Below are 18,517 nucleotides of genomic sequence, written 5' to 3'. Positions count from 1 at the left end.
GGGCACAGCTCAAAATGGCGGTGCTCTTATTGGTACGAGCCTGTGGGTGGTAATACAGTTCCCCCAACAGGTATAGACCAAGGCTGGTTCTTCATCGACTGGACTGGCCTCTTCGCGGGCAAGCCACGCTCCCACAGGTTTTTTGGCGTACACAAAATTTTTGTTCGCTGGAGAACCCTGTGGGAGCGGGCTTGCCCGCGAAGAGGTCCTCACTGCCAATATAGATCTGACAGAACACAGTGAATCCCCTCACCCCAACACTGGCCCCATTCCTACATGTCAGCTAGCATCGCCCTTTTGCCAGGACTGCCGACCATGAAGATCGTCTCCTTCAACATCAACGGGCTGCGCGCTCGCCCTCATCAGCTGGCGGCGCTGATCGAAAAGCATCAGCCCGATGTGATCGGACTGCAGGAAACCAAGGTTCACGACGACCAGTTCCCGCTGGCCGAGGTTCAGGCGCTGGGCTATCACGTGTATTTCCACGGTCAAAAAGGTCACTACGGCGTGGCCCTGCTCTCGCGTCAGGAACCCATCGCGCTGCACAAAGGTTTCGTCACCGATGAAGAAGATGCTCAGCGCCGCTTCATCTGGGGCACGTTCGCCGATGCCAATGGCGTGCCGGTGACCATCATGAACGGCTATTTCCCACAGGGCGAAAGCCGCGATCACCCCACCAAGTTCCCGGCCAAGGAACGCTTTTACAGCGATCTGCAACAATTGCTGGAAAGCCAGTTCAGCAACGATCAGCCGCTGGTGGTGATGGGCGACGTGAACATTTCCCCAGAAGACTGCGACATCGGTATCGGCCCGGACAACATGAAACGCTGGCTGAAAACCGGCAAATGCAGCTTCCTGCCGGAAGAACGCGAGTGGATGGCCCGCTTGAAGAACTGGGGCCTGGTGGACAGCTTCCGCCACTTGAACCCGGAGGTGGCCGACCGTTTCAGCTGGTTCGACTACCGTAGCCGCGGTTTTGAGGATGAGCCCAAGCGTGGGCTGCGGATTGACTTGATCATGGCGTCCCACGGGTTGTTGCCACGGGTCAAGGATGCAGGTGTGGATTACGAATTGCGCGGGATGGAAAAGCCGTCGGATCACGCGCCGATCTGGCTTGAATTGAGCTGATCTCTGCCTTTCGACATAGCTCACCTGTGGGAGCGGGCTTGCTCGCGAAGGCGTCGTGTCAGTCAACATCAATGTTGAATGATAAACCGCCTTCGCGAGCAAGCCCGCTCCCACATTGAGCAACTGTCATCTTTCAGAAACCTTACTGACTTATTCTCCCGGCACTTCCTTTGGCTTGTAAGGTGCTGGCATGACGCTGCGCGTGTTGTTCCTGTTGATGCTGTGTGCCAGGCTGCCGCTGGCGGCGTCGGCTGGCGCGTTGCCGACCCCCGAGGCTGCCCCGGTGCTGCGCATCCAGGGTTCCAACACCATCGGCGCGGCATTGGGCCCGGCGCTGGTTGAGGGGTTGATGCGCGAACAGGGCCTGCTGAAGATTCACAGCGAAGCCCCGGACACAGCCAACGAGCTGCGCGTCATCGGCGAAACCGTTCAGGGCCGCCGGGTCGCGGTGGACATTGCGGCCCACGGTTCCAGCACCGGTTTCACCGCCCTGAAAACCGCCACCGCCGACCTCGCCGCCTCCTCGCGCCCGATCAAGGACAGCGAACGGGCAGACCTTGCACGCTTGGGCGACTTTAAAAGCGTCGGCGCCGAGCAGGTCATCGCCATCGATGGCCTGGCGATCATTCTTCATCCGCAAAATCCATTGCATGAACTGAACACCGAACAATTGGCGCGAATCTTCAGCGGCGAGGCAAAAACCTGGGAAGAACTCGGCGGCAGCGGTGGGACGATTCATCTCTATGCGCGGGATGACCAATCGGGCACCTACGACACGTTCAAGGAATTGGTCCTCAGCCGTCGTGGGAAAACCCTGAGCAGCGCTGCGAAACGGTTCGAATCCAGCGAGCAATTGTCCGACGCGGTCAGCCTGGACCCGCAAGGTATTGGCTTCATCGGCCTGCCTTACGTGCGTCAGGCCAAAGCCGTGGCGATTGCCGATGGCCAATCCCAAGCCATGCTGCCGCTCAACAGCCTGATTGCCACGGAAGACTATCCGCTGTCCCGTCGGCTGTTCTTTTACCTGCCGCCCAACGGGAAAAATCCCTGGGCCGACGCATTGGTGGCGTTCGCCCAAAGCAGCACGGGCCAGGCGATTGTCGCGGCCAATGGTTTTATCGCCCAGACCGTCCAGGCCATGACGGTCACGCCGAATGCATTGATGCCGGAGGGTTATCAGGCGCTCAGCCGTCACGCCCAGCGCCTGACTGTGAATTTCCGTTTCGAAGAAGGCAGTGCGACGCTGGACAACAAGGCCCGGCAGGACCTGTCGCGGGTGCTCGACTATATAAAGCAGCGTGACAAGACCAATCGCCAGGTGACGCTGGTGGGGTTTGGCGACGCCAAAAGTGATCCGGCGCGGGCCGATCTGCTGTCGAAACTGCGCGCCATGGCGGTGCGGCGAGAACTGGTGAAAAGCGGCGTGGTGTTTCGCGAGATTCGTGGTTTTGGCGCCGAGATGCCGGTGGCGGCCAATAGCGCGGATGAGGGGCGAATCAAGAATCGGCGGGTTGAGGTTTGGGTGTATTGAGACCCGCCCGATTCAGGCCGACCACACTTTTGTCAGTGGATTTACCAGTGTGCAGGGGGATTATCTGTGACTGGGGGATTTATCTGTGGCGAGGGGATTTATCCCCGTTGGGTGGCGCAGCCACCCCATTCCAGTCACCGATGCTTCTCAGGAAGACAACGTCAACCGGATTGACGACTGCTTCGCAGCCGAACGGGGTGGTGCGGCATTCCGATATATCCCCTCACCACAGGTTTTTAGTTGCCTCAGGATTTGCAATCAGCCAAGCAGTTTCTGCAACTGCGCCGTGGTGTCCACCGCGCCCATGGTCTTGGCGGCATCCAGCGCAGAAACGCCATTGGCGTCCTTGGCTTTCGGGTCGGCGCCTTTGCTGATCAGGTAGTCGACGATTTCCACGCGATTGAACATCGCCGCCATCATCAGCGCAGTGCGACCGTCGAAGGACGAACCTTCCACTTGCGCGCCGCCTTCAACCAGTGCCTTGACCACGGCCAGATCACCCTTGAACGCCGCGCCGGCAATCGGGCTCTGGCCATTGTCGTTGCGGATTTCCGGGTCGGCCTTGTGCTCGAGCAGGACTTTTACCGTCTCCACGTGGCCGTGGTAAGCGGCCAGCATCAGCAAGGTGTCACCCTTGTGGTTACGCAGGTTCGGCGGCAGGCCCTTGGTCAACAGCGCGGCCATCATGGCCGCATCGCCCTCACGCGCTTTGTTGAATACCTGTTCGGCAAATTCAGCGGCTTCTTCGGGGGACATCTGGCGGCTTTGGTCTGACATTGGGCACTCCACGTTCTGTTATTCGCAAAGCCGACAGTTTCCCGAGCAGCCCCGAGGCTGTCACTTCTTTTTTCTCATGGACAGCCATAGCCACATTCAATAACGCTGCATTCAATAACGAAAAGCGCCGCCGTGAATATCCGCCAGCAACTGCGCAGTGACCTGCACGTAAGTCTGGGTCCCTGGCAGCCAGGCATAGATCGGATCGTCGCCGGTTTTGCCGGGGTCGAAGGCTTCGTTCTTAAGCCGGGTCTTCTGATATTTGAAGGTGCCCGTGGTCTCCATTTTTACCTTCACCCGCAGGAACAACGGCACCGCATAGGCGGGCATTTGCTCACGGGCGAACGCCAGCAGCTCACTGAAATCCAGGGTCGCCAGGGACTCGGCTGGCGTAATCGCCGCCATCCCCGCACGCCCGTTGGTGTTGCGGATTTCCACGCCGTAGGCCACGGCTTCGGAAATATTCGGGTGTTGCAAAAGGATGTTCTCGACCTCGGTGGTCGAGACGTTTTCGCCCTTCCAGCGGTAGGTATCGCCCAAACGGTCAACAAACTGCGCGTGACCGAAACCGATGTTGCGCAGCAGGTCACCGGTATTGAAATAACGGTCGCCCTTCTCGAACACGTCGTGCAGCACAACCTTTTCGGTCTTCTGCGGATCGGTGTAGCCATCCAGCGGTGCCTTGTCGTCGATCTTCGCCAGCAACAGCCCCTGCTCGCCTTTGGCGACTTTGCGCATGAAGCCCTTGGCATCCCGAATCGGCGCGCCGCTGTCGTGGTCGTACGCCGCCAACTCCCATGACATCAGGGAAAACCCGACGGTGTTATCAAAGTTGAGGATGTTGGTGAAGCCGATGTTGCCGTCGCTGGCGGCGTACAGCTCACAGATATGATTCACCCCGAATCGCGTCTTGAACTCGCCCCACGCGCCGGGGCGCAGGCCATTGCCGATCATCTTCGTCACCCGGTGCTGGCTGTCGTCGAGGCTGGGCGGTTGATCCACCAGGTAGCGGCACAGTTCGCCGACGTATCCGAGGGTGGTCGCGCGGTACTTGCGCACATCGTTCCAGAATTGGCTGGCGCTGAACTTGCGGCGAATCGCAAAGCCCGAGGCGCCACTGATCGCCGAGCCCCAGCACACGCACAGCCCGGTGGCGTGATAGAGCGGCAAGGTGCAATAGACGACATCCTCCGGGTGCATATCCAGAGCGATCAGCCCGAAGCTCGCGGAGCTGCGCATCCAGCGGCCGTGCTTGAACACCCCGGCCTTGGGCAAGCCGGTGGTGCCCGAGGTGTAAATATAGAAACAAGGGTCGTCGAAAAAAACCTGCTGACTGCTGGCGGGGTTGGCGCTGGAGCTGTCGGCACTGGCGATCATCAGGTTGATGAACCCGTCGGGCGCAATGCCCGGATGGCTGAAGGTGTCTCGATCAGCGACGAACCAGGTGCGCGCCGCGTCGATCGACACCCGTTCGCGAACCGCCGAAAACGCCGGCACCAGCTCTTCTCCGACAATGATCGCCGCGGGTGCCACCAGGTTCAGGCTGTGAGCCAGGGTATCGCGGGTCTGCGAAGTATTGAGCAACGCACTGATCGCGCCAACCTTGGCCACCGCCAGGATCGTCACCAGCAGTTCCGGGCGATTCTCGATAAAGACCGCCACGACATCGCCCTTGCGGATGCCTTGGGCAATCAAATGATGGGCAATGCGATTCGCCCACTGGTTGACCTGAAAATACGTCAGCGCCACCTCGCCCTGCAGCAATGCCGGGCCATCGGGATTGCGCAATGTCGCTTGCTCAAAGCTCCAGCCCAGGCCGCACGGTTGGGTCGGGTCCTTGACGTTGGCGGCGTTCATGCCTTTCACCACGCGAGGAATGGCTTTGGCAATGGAAGGCAGCTTGCGGAGCATCATGCCCCAGGTAATCGTGTCGTTCGGCGTGCGGCTCATGGTTGCTCCCGGTCGATCTTTTTATTGTTCGGGCGGCGTTGATTGAGGCCGAAAATACGTCAGCGGTTCCTGAGCTGTACACGCGGTTTTTGAAATGATTTGTATCCACGTCTGCGGCATTCGAAATGCGTGAGCTTACGCGGGGCAATTGGTTCCATCGAATCGATGTCGACCACGCAAAATGCAGGATGCACGATGGCCATTCATGCAGATTGCACGAAAGCGCAAAAACACTGAAAAGATAACTAATTGATATATAAGGATTTTTAAAAAATCAGGTGCTGGCACAATCACTGCAACTACCTCTGCATGCTTGCCATCCAAGAGCTAACGGAGCTGATAGACATGAACCTGATCCAAGAAAAATTTTCGTCCCTGTTCTCCAACTTCGAAGTGACCACCCAGCCACGTCCTGATGGTGGCATTCTGCTGACCTTGAGCAGCACCGACGGCAAAGTCTTCAAACGCTCGATTTCCTACCAGCAATTGCATGCAGGTGATCAGCTGTCCTGGGTGATCAGTGCCATACGCCGTGACATCGCCGAACAGGCCAGCGAACTGCCGCAGATTTCCATGCTGCAAAGCCAGCAGCGGTTTGCCCTGCCGACGTATCACTCGGTTTAAACCGTTCCAGAGCTGTAAACAAACAGGCCGTGAGCGCTTTCGCTTCACGGCCTGTTTTGTTTCTGACGGTACGCAATTCCCTGTGGGAGCGGGCTTGCTCGCGAAAGCGGTGTATCAGACAGCATCAATGTTGAATGTTAAACCGCTTTCGCGAGCAAGCCCGCTCCCACAGGTTTTGTGCCTTGATCTTAAAAAGTAGCAGGATCGATCCGCGCAAAACTGTCCACCGTCACATGCCCCGCCAGCTCCCCGCCCTCTCGGGCCAGCCCGCACGTCGCCATTCCCGCCGTGCGTGCCGCGTCCAGTTCCTCGACGATGTCGGACAGAAACAGGATCTGCGAAGCGTCCAGGCCGATGGCCTGGGTAATGCGCTCGTAGGACTTCGCTTCACGCTTGGGCCCCGAGGTGGTGTCGAAATAGCCACTGAACAGGGGTGACAGATCCCCCACTTGCGAGCAGCCAAAGATCAGCTTTTGCGCCTGAATCGACCCCGAAGAGTAAACAAACAGTTTGAAGCCATCCTGATGCCAGCGCTTGAGCGCTTCAACGGCGTCCGGGTAAACGTGGCCTTTCAACTCTGCGGCCTGATAACCCTGTTCCCAGACCATGCCTTGCAACGCTTTCAGCGGCGTGGCTTTGCGGTCTTCGGCGATCCAGCCCAGAAGAATGTCGATCACCCGCTCGACGTCGGCGTTCGGCTCGTTGGCATCCCGGCGAACGGCATCCAGTTGCTCGGCAACATCCGCACGCGCGGCATGCTGGAGAACAAAATCCGGCAAGTGTCTGGCGGCGTAGGGAAACAGCACGTCGAACACAAAACTCACCGCGCTGGTAGTGCCTTCGATGTCGGTGAGAATCGCTTTGATCGGCATCGCCTCAGTCCTCAAGACCCGGGAACCGGCTGGCGATGTCTTCGCCAGTGAAATTGGCAACCCAGCCTTCAGGGTTGTTGAACAGACGGATCGCGACGAAATGCGGATGCTCGCCCATGTCGAACCAGTGCGGGGTGCCAGCTGGTACCGAGATCAGGTCGTTTTTCTCACAAAGCACCGCGTAGACGTAATCGTCGATGTGCAGGGTGAACAAGCCACGGCCGGCGACGAAAAATCGTACTTCGTCTTCGCCATGGCGATGTTCGTCGAGAAACCTGGCGCGCAATTCGGCTTTTTGCGGGTGGTCGCTGTTCAGGCTGATCACATCGACGGTGATGTAACCGCGTTCAGTCATCAGCTTGTCGATTTGCTCCTGATACGCGGCGATCACTTCTTCCTGACTGGCGCCGGGCTGGATTTTCGCCGTGGCTTGCCAGCGGTCGAAACGCACGCCCTGCTCGGCCAGGGTCGAGGCGATGTCTTCGAAATGCGTCAGCACCTTGTTAGGTAAATCAGGGCTTGAGACGTGGTAAACGGACAGGCTGCTCATCAGGGCAACTCCTTAACGGTTCATGCTTTACAGTTCAAGAGCGAGCGCATCTTCAACTCGCACTCGAACAAAAATTCAAAGGCCTCGATCTGCCGCAGTGCATCGCTCATGCGCGCGCCCCAGGTGTAGAGACCGTGGCCGCGGATCAGATAGCCGACGCAATCGGGATGGGCGTCCAGCCAAGGCTGCACCTTGGCGGCGAGGCGCGCAATGTCTTGATCGTTATCGAAAATCGGCACACGCACCCGGGATTCGTGGGTCGACACACCACTGAAAGCCTTTTGCAGTTCGTAGTCTTCGAAATCGATGAAGTCTTGCGGCGTCAAGCGCGACAGCACCGTGGCGTTCACAGAATGGGTGTGCAGCACCGCGCCGATTTCCGGGTGCCAGCGGTAGAGCTGGGTGTGCAGCAGGGTTTCGGCGGACGGTTTTTTGCCCGGTTCCAGGCTGTTGCCGGACAGATCGGTCGCCAGCACATCGTCGGGGCCGAGTTGGCCTTTGTGCTTGCCGGACACCGTCAGCAGCGCTTCAGTCGGCGACAGGCGCGTCGAGTAGTTGCTGCTGGTGGCCGGCGACCAGCCGCAGCCATATAGAAAACGCCCGGCATCGATGATTTCCTGGGTGAGGTGCTCACGGGTGAGGCTCATGGCCTGTCCTCTTGCATTCGTGTGGCAATGATAACGGCTGCCGCGAAGGCTGCGAGGCTGGCAATACTAAAGGTCAATGTTGGGCCGAGGGCATTCCAGCTGTAGCCGGAATACAACGCGCCCAGTGCGCCGCCGGTGCCGGCCAGTGCGGCGTATAACGCCTGGCCCTGCCCTTGTTGGCGCGCGCCGAAGCTACGTTGCACAAACTGGATGGCAGCCGCGTGAAAGCTGCCGAAGGTCGCCGCGTGCAGCACTTGGGCAAACAACAGCACCCAAAGAAATTCAGCGAACGAACCGAGCAACAACCAACGCAACGCCGCCAGCAGAAAACTCGCCAGTAACACCCGTCGCACGGAGAAGCGCGCAAGGATCTTGCTCATGGCCAGAAACATCAAGACTTCGGCGACCACACCGACCGCCCAGAGCATACCGATCAGCCCTCGGCTGTACCCGAGTCGCTCCAGGTGCAAGGTCAGAAAGGTGTAATAAGGACCGTGGCTCATCTGCATCAGCGCCACGCAACCGTAAAACGCCAACACCCCGGGACTGCGCAACTGCTTGAGAAAACCGTCCCCCGCCAACCGTTCGCTCTGAATCGGTTGAGCGTTGGGCACCCATAGGCTGCTGACCACGATCCCGGCCAGGATCAGCACCAGCGCCACCGGGTAGATGTCGAGGCTGAGCCATTCGAACAATCGGCCAAGGGCGACCACGGTAATGATGAAACCGATGGAACCCCACAGGCGGATCTGACTGTAGCGGTTAGTCTGGCCCTGCAAGTGCGCCAAGGTGATGACTTCGAATTGCGGCAACACGGCGTGCCAGAAAAACGCGTGCAAGGCCATGACCATCGCCAGCCAGGCGTAGGTCTTGCTGACGAAGATCAGCGAGAATGTCAGCAACGTGCAGACCGCACCGAAGCGCACGATGGCCAGGCGTCGGCCGGTGTAATCACCGAGCCAGCCCCAGATGTTCGGCGCCACGCAGCGCATCAGCATCGGGATCGCCACCAGCTCGCCGATGCGCGCGCTGGAAAAGCCCAGGTGATCGAAGTACAGCGCCAGAAACGGCGCTGTCGAACCGAGCAAGGCGAAATAGAACAGATAGAAACTGGAGAGCCGCCAGTACGGGAGCGCCGCCACAGCCATCAGACCGCAGCGGCTGTGAGATCAGCCATTAAAGCTGACCCAACACCGGCGTGCTCACGCGCACGTCCAGGTTCTGCCCACGGTGACGCAACAGGTGATCCATCAGCACGATGGCCATCATCGCTTCGGCGATCGGTGTGGCGCGGATGCCGACGCACGGGTCGTGGCGCCCCTTGGTGATGACGTCCACCGGGTTGCCATGGATGTCGATGGAACGGCCCGGCGTGGTGATGCTCGAGGTTGGCTTGAGCGCCAGGTGCGCGACGATCGGCTGACCCGACGAAATGCCACCTAAAATGCCGCCCGCGTTGTTGCTGAGGAAACCTTGCGGGGTCATTTCATCGCGGTGTTCGGTGCCGCGTTGGGCAACGCTGGCGAAACCGGCGCCGATTTCCACGCCTTTGACCGCATTGATGCTCATCAGCGCGTGAGCGAGTTCGGCATCGAGACGGTCAAAGATCGGCTCGCCGAGGCCCGGCATTACGCCTTCAGCGACTACGGTGATCTTCGCGCCAACCGAATCCTGGTCGCGACGCAACTGGTCCATATAGGCCTCCAGTTCCGGGACCTTGTCCGGATCAGGGCTGAAGAAGGCGTTCTCTTCCACCGAATCCCAGGTCTTGAACGGGATTTCGATCGGGCCGAGCTGGCTCATGTAGCCACGAATGACGATGCCCTGAGTGGCCAGGTATTTTTTCGCAATCGCACCGGCCGCCACGCGCATGGCCGTTTCACGGGCCGAGCTGCGACCGCCGCCACGGTAATCGCGCTCGCCATATTTGTGGTGATAGGTGTAGTCGGCGTGGGCCGGACGGAACAGGTCCTTGATCGCCGAGTAATCCTTGGACTTCTGGTCGGTGTTGCGGATCAACAGGCCGATGGCGCAACCGGTGGTGCGTCCTTCGAACACGCCGGAGAGGATTTCGACTTCGTCGGCTTCCTGGCGCTGGGTGGTGTGGCGGCTGGTGCCGGGTTTGCGGCGATCCAGGTCACGCTGCAGATCCTCCAGAGAGATCTCCAGGCCCGGCGGGCAGCCGTCGACAATGGCGACCAACGCCGGACCATGGCTTTCGCCCGCGGTGGTGACAGTGAACAGCTTGCCGTAGGTATTGCCGGACATGCAGGACGCTCCGTGAATTCGAACCAAATACGTAATGCGCGCCAGTATACGCAGGCTACCCGACTAGTTCATCCTCGAACCTTATGGGTGCCTGCGAGTCCAACCGGCATCTTGTTCATGATGGCGTGATGATGCTGCGAGTTATAGCCTTGAGCCTTACCCTCTTTACCGGCTTTGTACAGGCCACAGTCCTGCAACGCCCGATCACCTTGGACACCGGCACCGGCGAGCTTTTTGGCTCGTTATTGCTGCCCAAGTCCGACACACCAGTACCGGTTGTCCTGATCATTTCCGGCTCCGGTCCTACAGATCGTGACGGAAACAACCCCGACGGCGGACGCAACGACAGCCTCAAGCGTCTCGCTTGGGTGCTGGCCAAACACAACATCGCCAGCGTGCGTTATGACAAACGCGGCGTGGCGGCGAGCCTTGCGGCGACCCCGGATGAACGCAATCTGTCGGTTGAAGCCTATGTGGCCGACGCCGAGGCCTGGGGCCGCAAGCTCAAAACCGACCCGCGTTTTGGCCAGCTGATCCTGCTGGGCCACAGCGAAGGCGCCCTGATCGCCAGCCTCGCGGCGCCGAGCCTGGATGCCGCCGCGGTCATTTCCATGTCCGGCAGCGCCCGGCCGATCGATCAGGTGCTGCGCCAGCAATTGAGCAATCGCCTGCCGCCACCGTTGATGCTGCGCAGCAATGAACTGCTCGACAGCCTCAAGGCCGGCCACACCGACGACAACGTACCGCCGCAATTGCAGGTGATTTTCCGCCCGAGCGTGCAGCCGTATCTGATTTCATTGTTCCGCCAGGACCCGGCGGCGGCGTTCGCCAAGTTGAAGATGCCGGCGCTGATCATCCAGGGCAGCAATGACATCCAGGTCGGTGTCGGTGACGCCAGGCTGTTGAAGGCCGCCAAACCGGACGCCGAGCTGGCGCTGATCGAAGGCATGAACCACGTGATGCGCATCGTGCCCAACGATGTAAAACGGCAATTGGCCTCTTACAAAGATCCGCAATTGCCACTGGCGGCGGAACTCGGCACGCGAATCCTCGAGTTTATTGACGGACTTCGCGCCAGTTAAGCGGCGTTAGTGGCATGAAAACTGGTTGAGAACGCCCCCTAACCCTCCAGTCCTGAAAAAAACGGCCGATAAGCCTTTGTCGCCAGCGCTATGACTGGCGGCAAGCAGAGCTTGGACAGGATCTCGCCGTTATGACTGATACCCAGACTTCACCCGACACCACTGCTGAAAAAGACGCACCACCAGTGGTTGAGCTGCCGTGGGCGGACGTCCACGCCGAGCACCACAAGATGCTCCGTCTGGCCCCATTGAAAACCGACCGCAACACCGGTGGACGGCCGCTGCGCTTTGTTGAATTCGGTTACGCCGAGCGCAACAACAAGGAACACAGCCTGATGCGCATGAGCATTGCGCTGCCCGGCCAGCGTGTGCGCAAGGAACAGAATCATCTGGACGTGTGGGTCGATCACGCCACCAAGCGCGTGCATTTCGGGCCTGACAGCGGTTTGCAGATCGAACCGATGAACCGTGGGATCGGTCGTTTCATGGCCGCTCAGGGCATTACCTGGGCGAAAAAGAGATGGCCCGGCTACACCGTCGACGGCACCGACCTGAACAACAAGGATGCGCTGAACGAAGACACTCGCCTGCGCCGCGATCACTTTTTGCGGATGCACGGTTTCGACGTGATCTACGCCGACGCCCAGCATTTGAAGGGCAGCGTCAAAGAAGTGCAGGTCGGCGACCTGTTGAGTGACTGGAGTACGGAAAAACTGCAGGTCGTGGAAATTCTTGAGGCGGCGCAGATGCTTCAGCAAGCCGAGCAAAATCTGGCCGAGCAGGAAGTCAAACTCAAGAAACACGAAGAAAAAGTCAGCAAGTACAAGCGCGAAGACACCGGGCTGCGCTTTACCATTACCTGCCTGGTGGCGTTTGCGGTGTTTCAGGCGGGGTTGTTGATCTGGATTGCCACACACCGGTAGCAACTTTTTGTGGCGAGGGGATTTATCCCCGTTGGACTGCGCAGCAGTCCCTCTTTTTGGGGCCGCTTCGCAGCCCAACGGGGCGGTGCGACGTTTCGCTAAATCCCCTCACCACAGAAGCCAGTTCCGTTACACGCGGGAAGCGAACAGCGCCCGATGGTTGCGGCACTGTTCCGCCGTCAGCATGAACACGCCATGCCCACCGCGCTCGAAATCGAGCCAGGCGAAGTCGACTTCCGGGTACAGCGCCGAGACGTGAACCTGGCTGTTGCCCACCTCGACAATCAGCAAGCCCTTCTCGGTCAGGTGATCCGCCGCTTCGGCGAGCATGCGCCGCACCAGGTTCAAACCATCATCACCGCAGGCCAGGCCCAGCTCCGGTTCGTGCTGGTATTCGTCCGGCATGTCGGCGAAATCTTCCGCATCGACGTAAGGCGGGTTCGACACGATCAGGTCAAAACGCTGACCCGGCAAACCATCAAATCCATCGCCCTGCACCGTGTACACCCGTTCATCGACGCCATGACGCTCGATGTTCTGGTTGGCCACTTCCAGCGCTTCGAACGACAGATCGGCCAACACCACTTCGGCGTTCTGGAACTCGTAGGCACAGGCGATACCGATGCAGCCGGAACCGGTGCACAGGTCAAGAATCCGCACAGGTTCGGCGCCCAGCCACGGCTCGAAACGTTTTTCAATCAGCTCGCCTATCGGCGAACGCGGGATCAATACGCGCTCATCGACAATGAACGACATGCCGCAAAACCACGCTTCGCCCAACAGGTAGGCGGTAGGAATACGTTCTTCGATACGGCGCTTGAGCAGGCGTTGCAGCTTGACCAGCTCGTCTTCTTCAAGATTGCAGTCGAGGTAGCTGTCGGCGATTTCCCACGGCAAGTGCAAGGCACCCAACACCAACTGGCGCGCTTCGTCCCAGGCATTGTCGGTCCCATGGCCGAAAAACAGATCCTCCCCATGGAAGCGGCTGACGGCCCAACGGATATGGTCACGCAGGGTACGAAGTCGGGAAGTGATCACGGGGCAAACTCCAAAAAAAACGACTGGCGATTCTAACAGCCAAAACGCATCTCGACGACGCAGGAAAACTACCGGGGCGAATGTAGGACTAATCTGTTTTTTCGACCGCCTATTGAACAAAACGGCCCTATTGACAAGGCTGCGAGCCAGCAAAGACGGCGCCTACGATGGTAGCGATTCACAGAAGCGCTCAGCCAGAGGACAATGTCGCAAAAGCCCCACCCGAAGGAGCCCCAGAATGTCCGTTCCAAAAACGATGTTTCAACTCAGCGGCCGCGGTTATGCAGCTGCCGTTCTGAGCCATGCGACCCTCGTCATCATCGATGCCCAGAAAGAATACCTCAGCGGCCCGTTGGCCTTGAGCGGCATGGATGCTGCCGTCGCGAACATCAAGCAACTGGTGGCCGCTGCCCGTGCAGCCGGCCGGCCGATCGTCCATGTCCGCCACCTCGGCACTGTCGGTGGGCTGTTCGATCCACAAGGTGAGCGCGGTGAATTCATCCCGGGCCTGGAACCACAGGGCGACGAAACCATCATCGGTAAATTACTGCCGAGTGCGTTCCACGGCACCGAACTGCTGGAACGCCTGCAGAATCTCGGTTCACTGGACCTGATCGTGTGCGGTTTCATGAGCCACTCCAGCGTCAGCACCACGGTGCGCGCCGCGAAGAACCTGGGCTTTCGTTGTACGCTGGTAGAAGACGCCTGCGCGACTCGCGACCTGCCTTACAAGGGCGGCGTATTGAGCGCAGACCACGTTCAGCAGACCGAAATGGCGATCATGGCGGACAACTTCGCCACCCTCGCATTGACTCATGAACTGATCTGATCGACGCTCGATGAGCGGTCCATGCCGCCGCTCATCCGCAAAAGTCTATCATTTGCTGTAATTGTCTTAGCCTCAGGAACATCCCGGTCAACTCCCGGTCGAAGGGCCGATACCCATTGAGGAAGGTCGGAATGAAGTTATCCGATGGTTTTGACGCTCGCCGCTTGCGGCCCAAAGGCCAACGCAACTGGCGTTTTCGAATCGGCGCGGCATTGGCTGCCTTGCTGTCGATGAGCGGTGTGTTGCTGGCGATGGCAGGCATAGCCAGCCTGCTCGGCCACGCACCCGCCCTGGGCGAGTTGAATACCAACCGGGTCGGTTCGGCAGTGATTCTGGCGATTGGCCTGTTCGTGCTGTACCTCGGCGTGTGGCTGTGGCGTCGCTGCCGTCGCCGCTCGCGGCAGTCGCAAGAGCTGAACATCTCCCCGCATTTGATGAAAAAGCACGACTGAGCCGAGTGCTGTGCGTTTTCTCGCGCCCCATTCCCCTCGAGTTGGGTAAACTGGCCGCCCTTCGCGGAGGCTGACATGCAAGACGACGATTTTTCCCTGTTCAAAAGCGCGATCCAAGGCGTCAAGCCGATCAAACACGATCGCGCCGAAACCGGCAAACCCAAAGCTGACCGCGCGCAAATCGCCAAGCTGCGTCAGGCCGCCACGGTGCGCACCGATGCCACCACCGTTGACGGGCTGTCCGATCAGTTCGTCATCGATGTTGGCCCGGAAGACGAGCTGATGTGGGCGCGTGACGGTGTTCAGGAAAGCCAGATGCGCAAGCTCAAGATCGGACAGATCCCGTTCGAAGGCAGCCTCGACCTCCATGGCATGAGCGTGGAAAAGGCCCGGGAAACCCTCTGGGCGTTTCTGGCCGAAGCAACCAAATTCGAAATCCGCTGCGTGCGCGTCACCCACGGCAAGGCTGTGCGTCTGGACGGCAAGCGGCCGATGATCAAAAGCCACGTCAACACCTGGCTACGCCAACACTCACAAGTGCTCGGCTTCACCTCGTGCCAGGCGAAACACGGCGGCGCCGGAGCGGTTTATGTGATGCTCAAACGGACCATGATGGAAGGTCGCGACGAATAAAGCTGTCGCCTGGCACATTATCGGGATAACGATTTGCAATGATATAGGCGCTCCCGTAATACTCCGCAGATGGAATTCAAAGAACGACTCAAAGCAGCCCGCCAACACGCCAAGCTCAATCAGACCGAGCTTGCCGAACGCGCAGGCCTGACCCAAACCTCAATCTCCGACCTCGAGCGCGGGAAGTCGAAGGCAACAGCCTTTACTGCCCAGATCGCTTCAGTGTGTGGCGTTTCACCGATGTGGCTGGCTGAAGGTGTCGGTGACATGCTCAAAGAGGTGTCCGATGCTGCTCCGTTGAATCGCCCCCCTCCAAGCGTTTCAATGTCAGACATCCAGCCTTGGGACGACAGCACGCCCCTGGATGACGACGAGGTTTATGTCCCCTTCCTGCGTGAAGTTGAGCTGGCGGCTGGTTCAGGCCGTTTCGTGATCTCGGAAAGCGACAGCGCCAGGCTGCGCTTCTTCAAGAAAGACCTGCGTCACAACAACGTGCAGTTCAGCAACGCCAGGTGCGTGGTGGTGAGCGGAAACAGCATGCTCCCGGTACTGCGCGACGGCGCTACCGTTGGCATGAACGTCGGGAAGAACTCGCTGGGCGACATCGTCGACGGCGACATGTACGCGATCAACCACAACGGCCAGCTCCGCGTGAAACAGCTCTACCGACTGCCCAGTGGGATCCGCCTACGCAGTTTCAACCGTGACGAGCATCCGGACGAGGACTACACCTTCGCCGAGATCCAGGAGCAGCAGATTGCGATCCTGGGCCATGTCTTTTGGTGGGCGATGTATTCACGGTGAACTGAGTTGCGGTGATTCGGGAGCGTTCAGTGCCCTGACGTGCAATACGGCAAGTCGACACCCACCCAAGAGAAGCCCGCCAAGCGCGGGCTTTTTTGCACCTGGAATATAGGTACGGAATAAAATATGGGAATACCCATTGACACCAAATATGGGAGCGCCCATATTCGTATTCAAGCCAACGGGAAATCGCTCGGAAGCTGCCAAGTATCACCTCTGTCCATTCACCGAGTGGGCAGTGGGATGCAGGCCTGCATCAAACGCAAGGCTCACCAGAGCAAAAAGCGACATCAATGGACTGAGGTAAAAACCATGACTGTAGACATCAGCAACTTCACCATCGCTACCCCGCTTCCAATCTCCGACACCAACCCGATTGCGCTTGAGCTCATCGGCTGGCGCGCACTGATCGAATGCCCCGAAGTCATCTCAATGCTTGACGATGGTTCGCTGCAGATGACGGCGCCGACACTTGGAGCCTCGAGCAAGAGTACGCTACGAACCCGTTGCGAGTGGAAGGAGCCAGGTTACTGGCTGTTCTCCAGTGCAGCGGACCACTGGAACCGCCAGGAAATGCGACTGACCAAAGTCAACTCGCTGCAGAAAGTCGTGATCGGTCAGATTCATGTGCAGGGCTCAGAACGACCTCCGGTAAAGGTGTTCTGGAACAAAGGAAAAATCACCATGGGGTTCCGAACCAGTTACCTCCAGGATGATCCAGTCAACTCGACGATTTTGGATAACGTGCCGCTCGGTGCACTTTTCAAAATCAACATTCACGCCAACTCGAGCGGCGCCGTCTCTGTATCGGCTAGCTGTAACGGCGTCCAATCCACTTCCGCAATCATGCGTCTGGACAATACCTGGGACACGAAAACACTCGCCTTCCACGGCGGCGTGTACAACCAGATCGATTACTCCGACACCACCGACCCGCTAGACGGTTCTGTCTGCATCATCAGCGATCTGTCGATCACTCACGCCTGATACGACCTGCTCGGCCTGATGAGCAAAACAGGCTTCAGGAAAGCATTACTGCTGCACCTTGGCGACAGGGTGTAGCGGGATGCGGATAAAACCCGGTAGGCCAGCGTGATCGGCAAACACTTCCCGGCCGCAATGACCGATTTGGGGCTTCGCGCCCGCCGGCAATACAACTGCCGGCACACATACGCTACCATGTGCCCCATGTCGGGGATGAACCCTGCGTTTATTGCCACTCAGCTCGGTCATAGCGTTCAGATATTGCTATCGACCTACGCCCGATGGATCAACGCCAGCACTGACTGGGGCGAGCTCGGGAAGCTTGAAAAGAGCTTGATTGGCACACAATTGGTACAGACAGAAACAGTACCCCTCTGAAACCCGTATGGAATCAGCCTCTGTGACACTGGAACAGAACTACACCGCGATTCTCGGCCAACTGGGCGAGGACGCCACCCGCGAGGGCCTGCTCGACACGCCAAAACGTGCCGCCAAAGCCATGCAGTACCTCTGCCGCGGTTATGAACAGACACTGGAAGAGGTCACCAACGGTGCCTTGTTCAGCTCCGACAACAGCGAAATGGTGCTGGTGAAGGACATCGAGCTCTACTCGTTGTGCGAACACCACCTGCTGCCGTTTATCGGCAAGGCTCACGTCGCCTACATCCCGAGCGGCAAGGTATTGGGCCTGTCGAAAGTCGCGCGGATCGTCGATATGTACGCCCGCCGCCTGCAGATCCAGGAAAACCTCAGTCGCCAGATCGCCGATGCGGTCCAGCAAGTCACCGGCGCCCTGGGCGTTGCAGTGGTGATCGAGGCCAAGCACATGTGCATGATGATGCGCGGTGTGGAGAAACAGAATTCGTCGATGATCACGTCGGTGATGCTCGGTGAGTTCCGTGAAAACGCGGCCACCCGCAGCGAGTTTCTCAGCCTGATCAAGTAATTCGCAGCACGAAGAAGACCGGCATTCATCGCCGGTTTTTTTTCGCCTGCGAAAATCAGGTAAGCTGCGCGCCTTCTGTTTGCCCCTGTGAGGCTTATACCGTGTTCGTTAAAGCGCTTCGTGTCGGCCTTGGCCAACTGATCATCTTCATCGACTTCATCACCCGTCCGGGCAAAAAACAGCGCCCTGCCGAGGTCCAGGCTCAGGTCAACACGGCGGCCAAGGACTTGACCCTGTATCAGTTCCACGCCTGCCCGTTCTGCGTGAAAACCCGCCGCACCCTGCGCCGCTTGAACGTGCCGGTGGCGTTGCGCGACGCGAAGAACAACGAACAGGATCGCCAGACCCTGCTGGAGCAAGGCGGCAAGATCAAGGTTCCGTGCCTGCGCATCGAAGAGAACGGCCAGACCACCTGGATGTACGAGTCCAAGGTGATCATCGATTATCTGGACAAGCGGTTTGCCGCGGCCTGAAGCCGT

Annotated in this window: 20 protein-coding genes and 1 pseudogene; 13 read left to right on the top strand and 8 right to left on the bottom strand. The window is 59.0% G+C overall.

Going from position 1 to position 18,517, the window contains the following annotated elements; translation table 11 throughout:
* Window positions 1-315: 315 nt before the first annotated feature.
* Together xthA and KW848_RS03835 are read left to right on the top strand one after the other, a co-directional pair.
* A complete protein-coding gene (xthA, locus tag KW848_RS03840) occupies window positions 316-1,128 on the top strand; it encodes an exodeoxyribonuclease III (RefSeq protein WP_218535812.1) in 813 nt (270 codons plus the stop codon).
* 190 nt (window positions 1,129-1,318) lie between these two features.
* A complete protein-coding gene (locus KW848_RS03835) occupies window positions 1,319-2,659 on the top strand; it encodes a substrate-binding domain-containing protein (protein WP_218535810.1) in 1,341 nt (446 codons plus the stop codon).
* Between the two features lie 258 nt (window positions 2,660-2,917).
* On the opposite strand, the gene KW848_RS03830 is transcribed toward KW848_RS03835, so the two are convergent.
* Complete coding sequence (locus KW848_RS03830; protein WP_056740408.1) at window positions 2,918-3,436, bottom strand: ankyrin repeat domain-containing protein; 519 nt, start codon at window positions 3,434-3,436, stop codon at window positions 2,918-2,920.
* A 111-nt stretch (window positions 3,437-3,547) separates the two neighbouring features.
* The gene (locus KW848_RS03825) at window positions 3,548-5,386 is read right to left on the bottom strand and encodes a long-chain-acyl-CoA synthetase (RefSeq protein ID WP_218535807.1); all 1,839 of its coding nucleotides are present in this window, start codon (window positions 5,384-5,386) and stop codon (window positions 3,548-3,550) included.
* 345 nt (window positions 5,387-5,731) lie between these two features.
* Between KW848_RS03825 and KW848_RS03820 the strand changes: the two genes are divergently transcribed.
* On the top strand, window positions 5,732-6,010 hold the full coding sequence (locus KW848_RS03820; protein ID WP_008146103.1) for a DUF3509 domain-containing protein: 279 nt from the start codon (window positions 5,732-5,734) through the stop codon (window positions 6,008-6,010).
* Between the two features lie 188 nt (window positions 6,011-6,198).
* Here KW848_RS03820 and mtnC read toward each other — a convergent pair whose 3' ends face one another.
* The 5 genes from mtnC to aroC are packed head-to-tail and all read right to left on the bottom strand — an operon-like array spanning window position 6,199 to window position 10,347.
* Window positions 6,199-6,882, bottom strand: a complete 684-nt coding sequence (gene mtnC / locus KW848_RS03815; protein ID WP_218535805.1) for an acireductone synthase — start codon at window positions 6,880-6,882, stop codon at window positions 6,199-6,201.
* 4 nt (window positions 6,883-6,886) lie between these two features.
* Window positions 6,887-7,432, bottom strand: coding sequence for an acireductone dioxygenase (locus tag KW848_RS03810; RefSeq protein WP_218535803.1), 546 nt, complete (start codon window positions 7,430-7,432; stop codon window positions 6,887-6,889).
* Window positions 7,433-7,452: 20 nt separating this feature from the next.
* Entirely contained in the window at window positions 7,453-8,079 is a 627-nt protein-coding gene (locus tag KW848_RS03805; protein WP_218535801.1) for a methylthioribulose 1-phosphate dehydratase, read from the bottom strand.
* Window positions 8,076-9,227: an MFS transporter gene (locus KW848_RS03800; RefSeq protein WP_218535799.1), complete on the bottom strand. Its 1,152-nt coding sequence runs from the start codon at window positions 9,225-9,227 to the stop codon at window positions 8,076-8,078. Before KW848_RS03800 ends, KW848_RS03805 begins: the two co-directional genes overlap by 4 nt.
* 28 nt (window positions 9,228-9,255) lie before the next feature.
* Window positions 9,256-10,347, bottom strand: a complete 1,092-nt coding sequence (gene aroC, locus KW848_RS03795) for a chorismate synthase (RefSeq protein ID WP_074878277.1) — start codon at window positions 10,345-10,347, stop codon at window positions 9,256-9,258.
* A gap of 83 nt (window positions 10,348-10,430) precedes the next feature.
* Here aroC and KW848_RS03790 point away from each other — a divergent pair, with 83 nt between their 5' ends.
* On the top strand, window positions 10,431-11,429 hold the full coding sequence (locus KW848_RS03790; RefSeq protein WP_218535797.1) for an alpha/beta hydrolase: 999 nt from the start codon (window positions 10,431-10,433) through the stop codon (window positions 11,427-11,429).
* Between the two features lie 131 nt (window positions 11,430-11,560).
* Window positions 11,561-12,352, top strand: coding sequence for a hypothetical protein (locus KW848_RS03785; RefSeq protein WP_111448995.1), 792 nt, complete (start codon window positions 11,561-11,563; stop codon window positions 12,350-12,352).
* A gap of 129 nt (window positions 12,353-12,481) precedes the next feature.
* Here KW848_RS03785 and prmB read toward each other — a convergent pair whose 3' ends face one another.
* Complete coding sequence (gene prmB / locus KW848_RS03780; protein ID WP_218535794.1) at window positions 12,482-13,390, bottom strand: 50S ribosomal protein L3 N(5)-glutamine methyltransferase; 909 nt, start codon at window positions 13,388-13,390, stop codon at window positions 12,482-12,484.
* Window positions 13,391-13,628: 238 nt separating this feature from the next.
* Between prmB and KW848_RS03775 the strand changes: the two genes are divergently transcribed.
* From KW848_RS03775 to KW848_RS03745, 8 genes and pseudogenes are all read left to right on the top strand, one after another.
* Complete coding sequence (locus tag KW848_RS03775; protein ID WP_008146122.1) at window positions 13,629-14,219, top strand: cysteine hydrolase family protein; 591 nt, start codon at window positions 13,629-13,631, stop codon at window positions 14,217-14,219.
* Window positions 14,220-14,350: 131 nt separating this feature from the next.
* A complete protein-coding gene (locus KW848_RS03770) occupies window positions 14,351-14,671 on the top strand; it encodes a hypothetical protein (RefSeq protein ID WP_111448997.1) in 321 nt (106 codons plus the stop codon).
* A gap of 75 nt (window positions 14,672-14,746) precedes the next feature.
* Window positions 14,747-15,304 (top strand): Smr/MutS family protein, encoded by a 558-nt coding sequence (locus KW848_RS03765; protein ID WP_008146127.1) that lies wholly within the window; start codon window positions 14,747-14,749, stop codon window positions 15,302-15,304.
* Window positions 15,305-15,373: 69 nt separating this feature from the next.
* Window positions 15,374-16,108 carry a helix-turn-helix transcriptional regulator gene (locus KW848_RS03760; protein WP_218535793.1) on the top strand — a complete coding sequence of 245 codons (735 nt, stop codon included), beginning with the start codon at window positions 15,374-15,376 and terminating at the stop codon, window positions 16,106-16,108.
* Between the two features lie 312 nt (window positions 16,109-16,420).
* On the top strand, window positions 16,421-17,095 hold the full coding sequence (locus KW848_RS03755; RefSeq protein ID WP_111449131.1) for a polysaccharide lyase family 7 protein: 675 nt from the start codon (window positions 16,421-16,423) through the stop codon (window positions 17,093-17,095).
* Window positions 17,096-17,209: 114 nt separating this feature from the next.
* A pseudogene (locus KW848_RS31680) lies at window positions 17,210-17,470 on the top strand (site-specific integrase); the annotation flags it as partial.
* A 22-nt stretch (window positions 17,471-17,492) separates the two neighbouring features.
* Window positions 17,493-18,038 carry a GTP cyclohydrolase I FolE gene (folE, locus tag KW848_RS03750; RefSeq protein WP_218536260.1) on the top strand — a complete coding sequence of 182 codons (546 nt, stop codon included), beginning with the start codon at window positions 17,493-17,495 and terminating at the stop codon, window positions 18,036-18,038.
* A gap of 101 nt (window positions 18,039-18,139) precedes the next feature.
* Window positions 18,140-18,511: a glutathione S-transferase N-terminal domain-containing protein gene (locus KW848_RS03745; RefSeq protein ID WP_218535792.1), complete on the top strand. Its 372-nt coding sequence runs from the start codon at window positions 18,140-18,142 to the stop codon at window positions 18,509-18,511.
* Window positions 18,512-18,517: the final 6 nt, after the last annotated feature.

This window comes from Pseudomonas sp. PDM25 (assembly GCF_019219045.1).
Taxonomy (GTDB): Bacteria; Pseudomonadota; Gammaproteobacteria; order Pseudomonadales; family Pseudomonadaceae; genus Aquipseudomonas.
The sequence above is the reverse complement of the archived record's forward strand: the minus strand, read 5'-3'. Positions and strand labels throughout refer to the sequence as shown.

What these genes read in the sequence shown, in the direction of transcription:
- xthA (WP_218535812.1), top strand. Translation starts at nt 316, where the DNA reads ATGAAGATCGTCTCCTTCAACATCAACGGGCTGCGCGCTCGCCCTCAT.
- KW848_RS03835 (WP_218535810.1), top strand. Translation starts at nt 1,319, where the DNA reads ATGACGCTGCGCGTGTTGTTCCTGTTGATGCTGTGTGCCAGGCTGCCG.
- KW848_RS03830 (WP_056740408.1), bottom strand. Translation starts at nt 3,436, where the DNA reads ATGTCAGACCAAAGCCGCCAGATGTCCCCCGAAGAAGCCGCTGAATTT.
- KW848_RS03825 (WP_218535807.1), bottom strand. Translation starts at nt 5,386, where the DNA reads ATGAGCCGCACGCCGAACGACACGATTACCTGGGGCATGATGCTCCGC.
- KW848_RS03820 (WP_008146103.1), top strand. Translation starts at nt 5,732, where the DNA reads ATGAACCTGATCCAAGAAAAATTTTCGTCCCTGTTCTCCAACTTCGAA.
- mtnC (WP_218535805.1), bottom strand. Translation starts at nt 6,882, where the DNA reads ATGCCGATCAAAGCGATTCTCACCGACATCGAAGGCACTACCAGCGCG.
- KW848_RS03810 (WP_218535803.1), bottom strand. Translation starts at nt 7,432, where the DNA reads ATGAGCAGCCTGTCCGTTTACCACGTCTCAAGCCCTGATTTACCTAAC.
- KW848_RS03805 (WP_218535801.1), bottom strand. Translation starts at nt 8,079, where the DNA reads ATGAGCCTCACCCGTGAGCACCTCACCCAGGAAATCATCGATGCCGGG.
- KW848_RS03800 (WP_218535799.1), bottom strand. Translation starts at nt 9,227, where the DNA reads ATGGCTGTGGCGGCGCTCCCGTACTGGCGGCTCTCCAGTTTCTATCTG.
- aroC (WP_074878277.1), bottom strand. Translation starts at nt 10,347, where the DNA reads ATGTCCGGCAATACCTACGGCAAGCTGTTCACTGTCACCACCGCGGGC.
- KW848_RS03790 (WP_218535797.1), top strand. Translation starts at nt 10,431, where the DNA reads ATGGGTGCCTGCGAGTCCAACCGGCATCTTGTTCATGATGGCGTGATG.
- KW848_RS03785 (WP_111448995.1), top strand. Translation starts at nt 11,561, where the DNA reads ATGACTGATACCCAGACTTCACCCGACACCACTGCTGAAAAAGACGCA.
- KW848_RS03775 (WP_008146122.1), top strand. Translation starts at nt 13,629, where the DNA reads ATGTCCGTTCCAAAAACGATGTTTCAACTCAGCGGCCGCGGTTATGCA.
- KW848_RS03770 (WP_111448997.1), top strand. Translation starts at nt 14,351, where the DNA reads ATGAAGTTATCCGATGGTTTTGACGCTCGCCGCTTGCGGCCCAAAGGC.
- KW848_RS03765 (WP_008146127.1), top strand. Translation starts at nt 14,747, where the DNA reads ATGCAAGACGACGATTTTTCCCTGTTCAAAAGCGCGATCCAAGGCGTC.
- KW848_RS03760 (WP_218535793.1), top strand. Translation starts at nt 15,374, where the DNA reads ATGGAATTCAAAGAACGACTCAAAGCAGCCCGCCAACACGCCAAGCTC.
- KW848_RS03755 (WP_111449131.1), top strand. Translation starts at nt 16,421, where the DNA reads ATGACTGTAGACATCAGCAACTTCACCATCGCTACCCCGCTTCCAATC.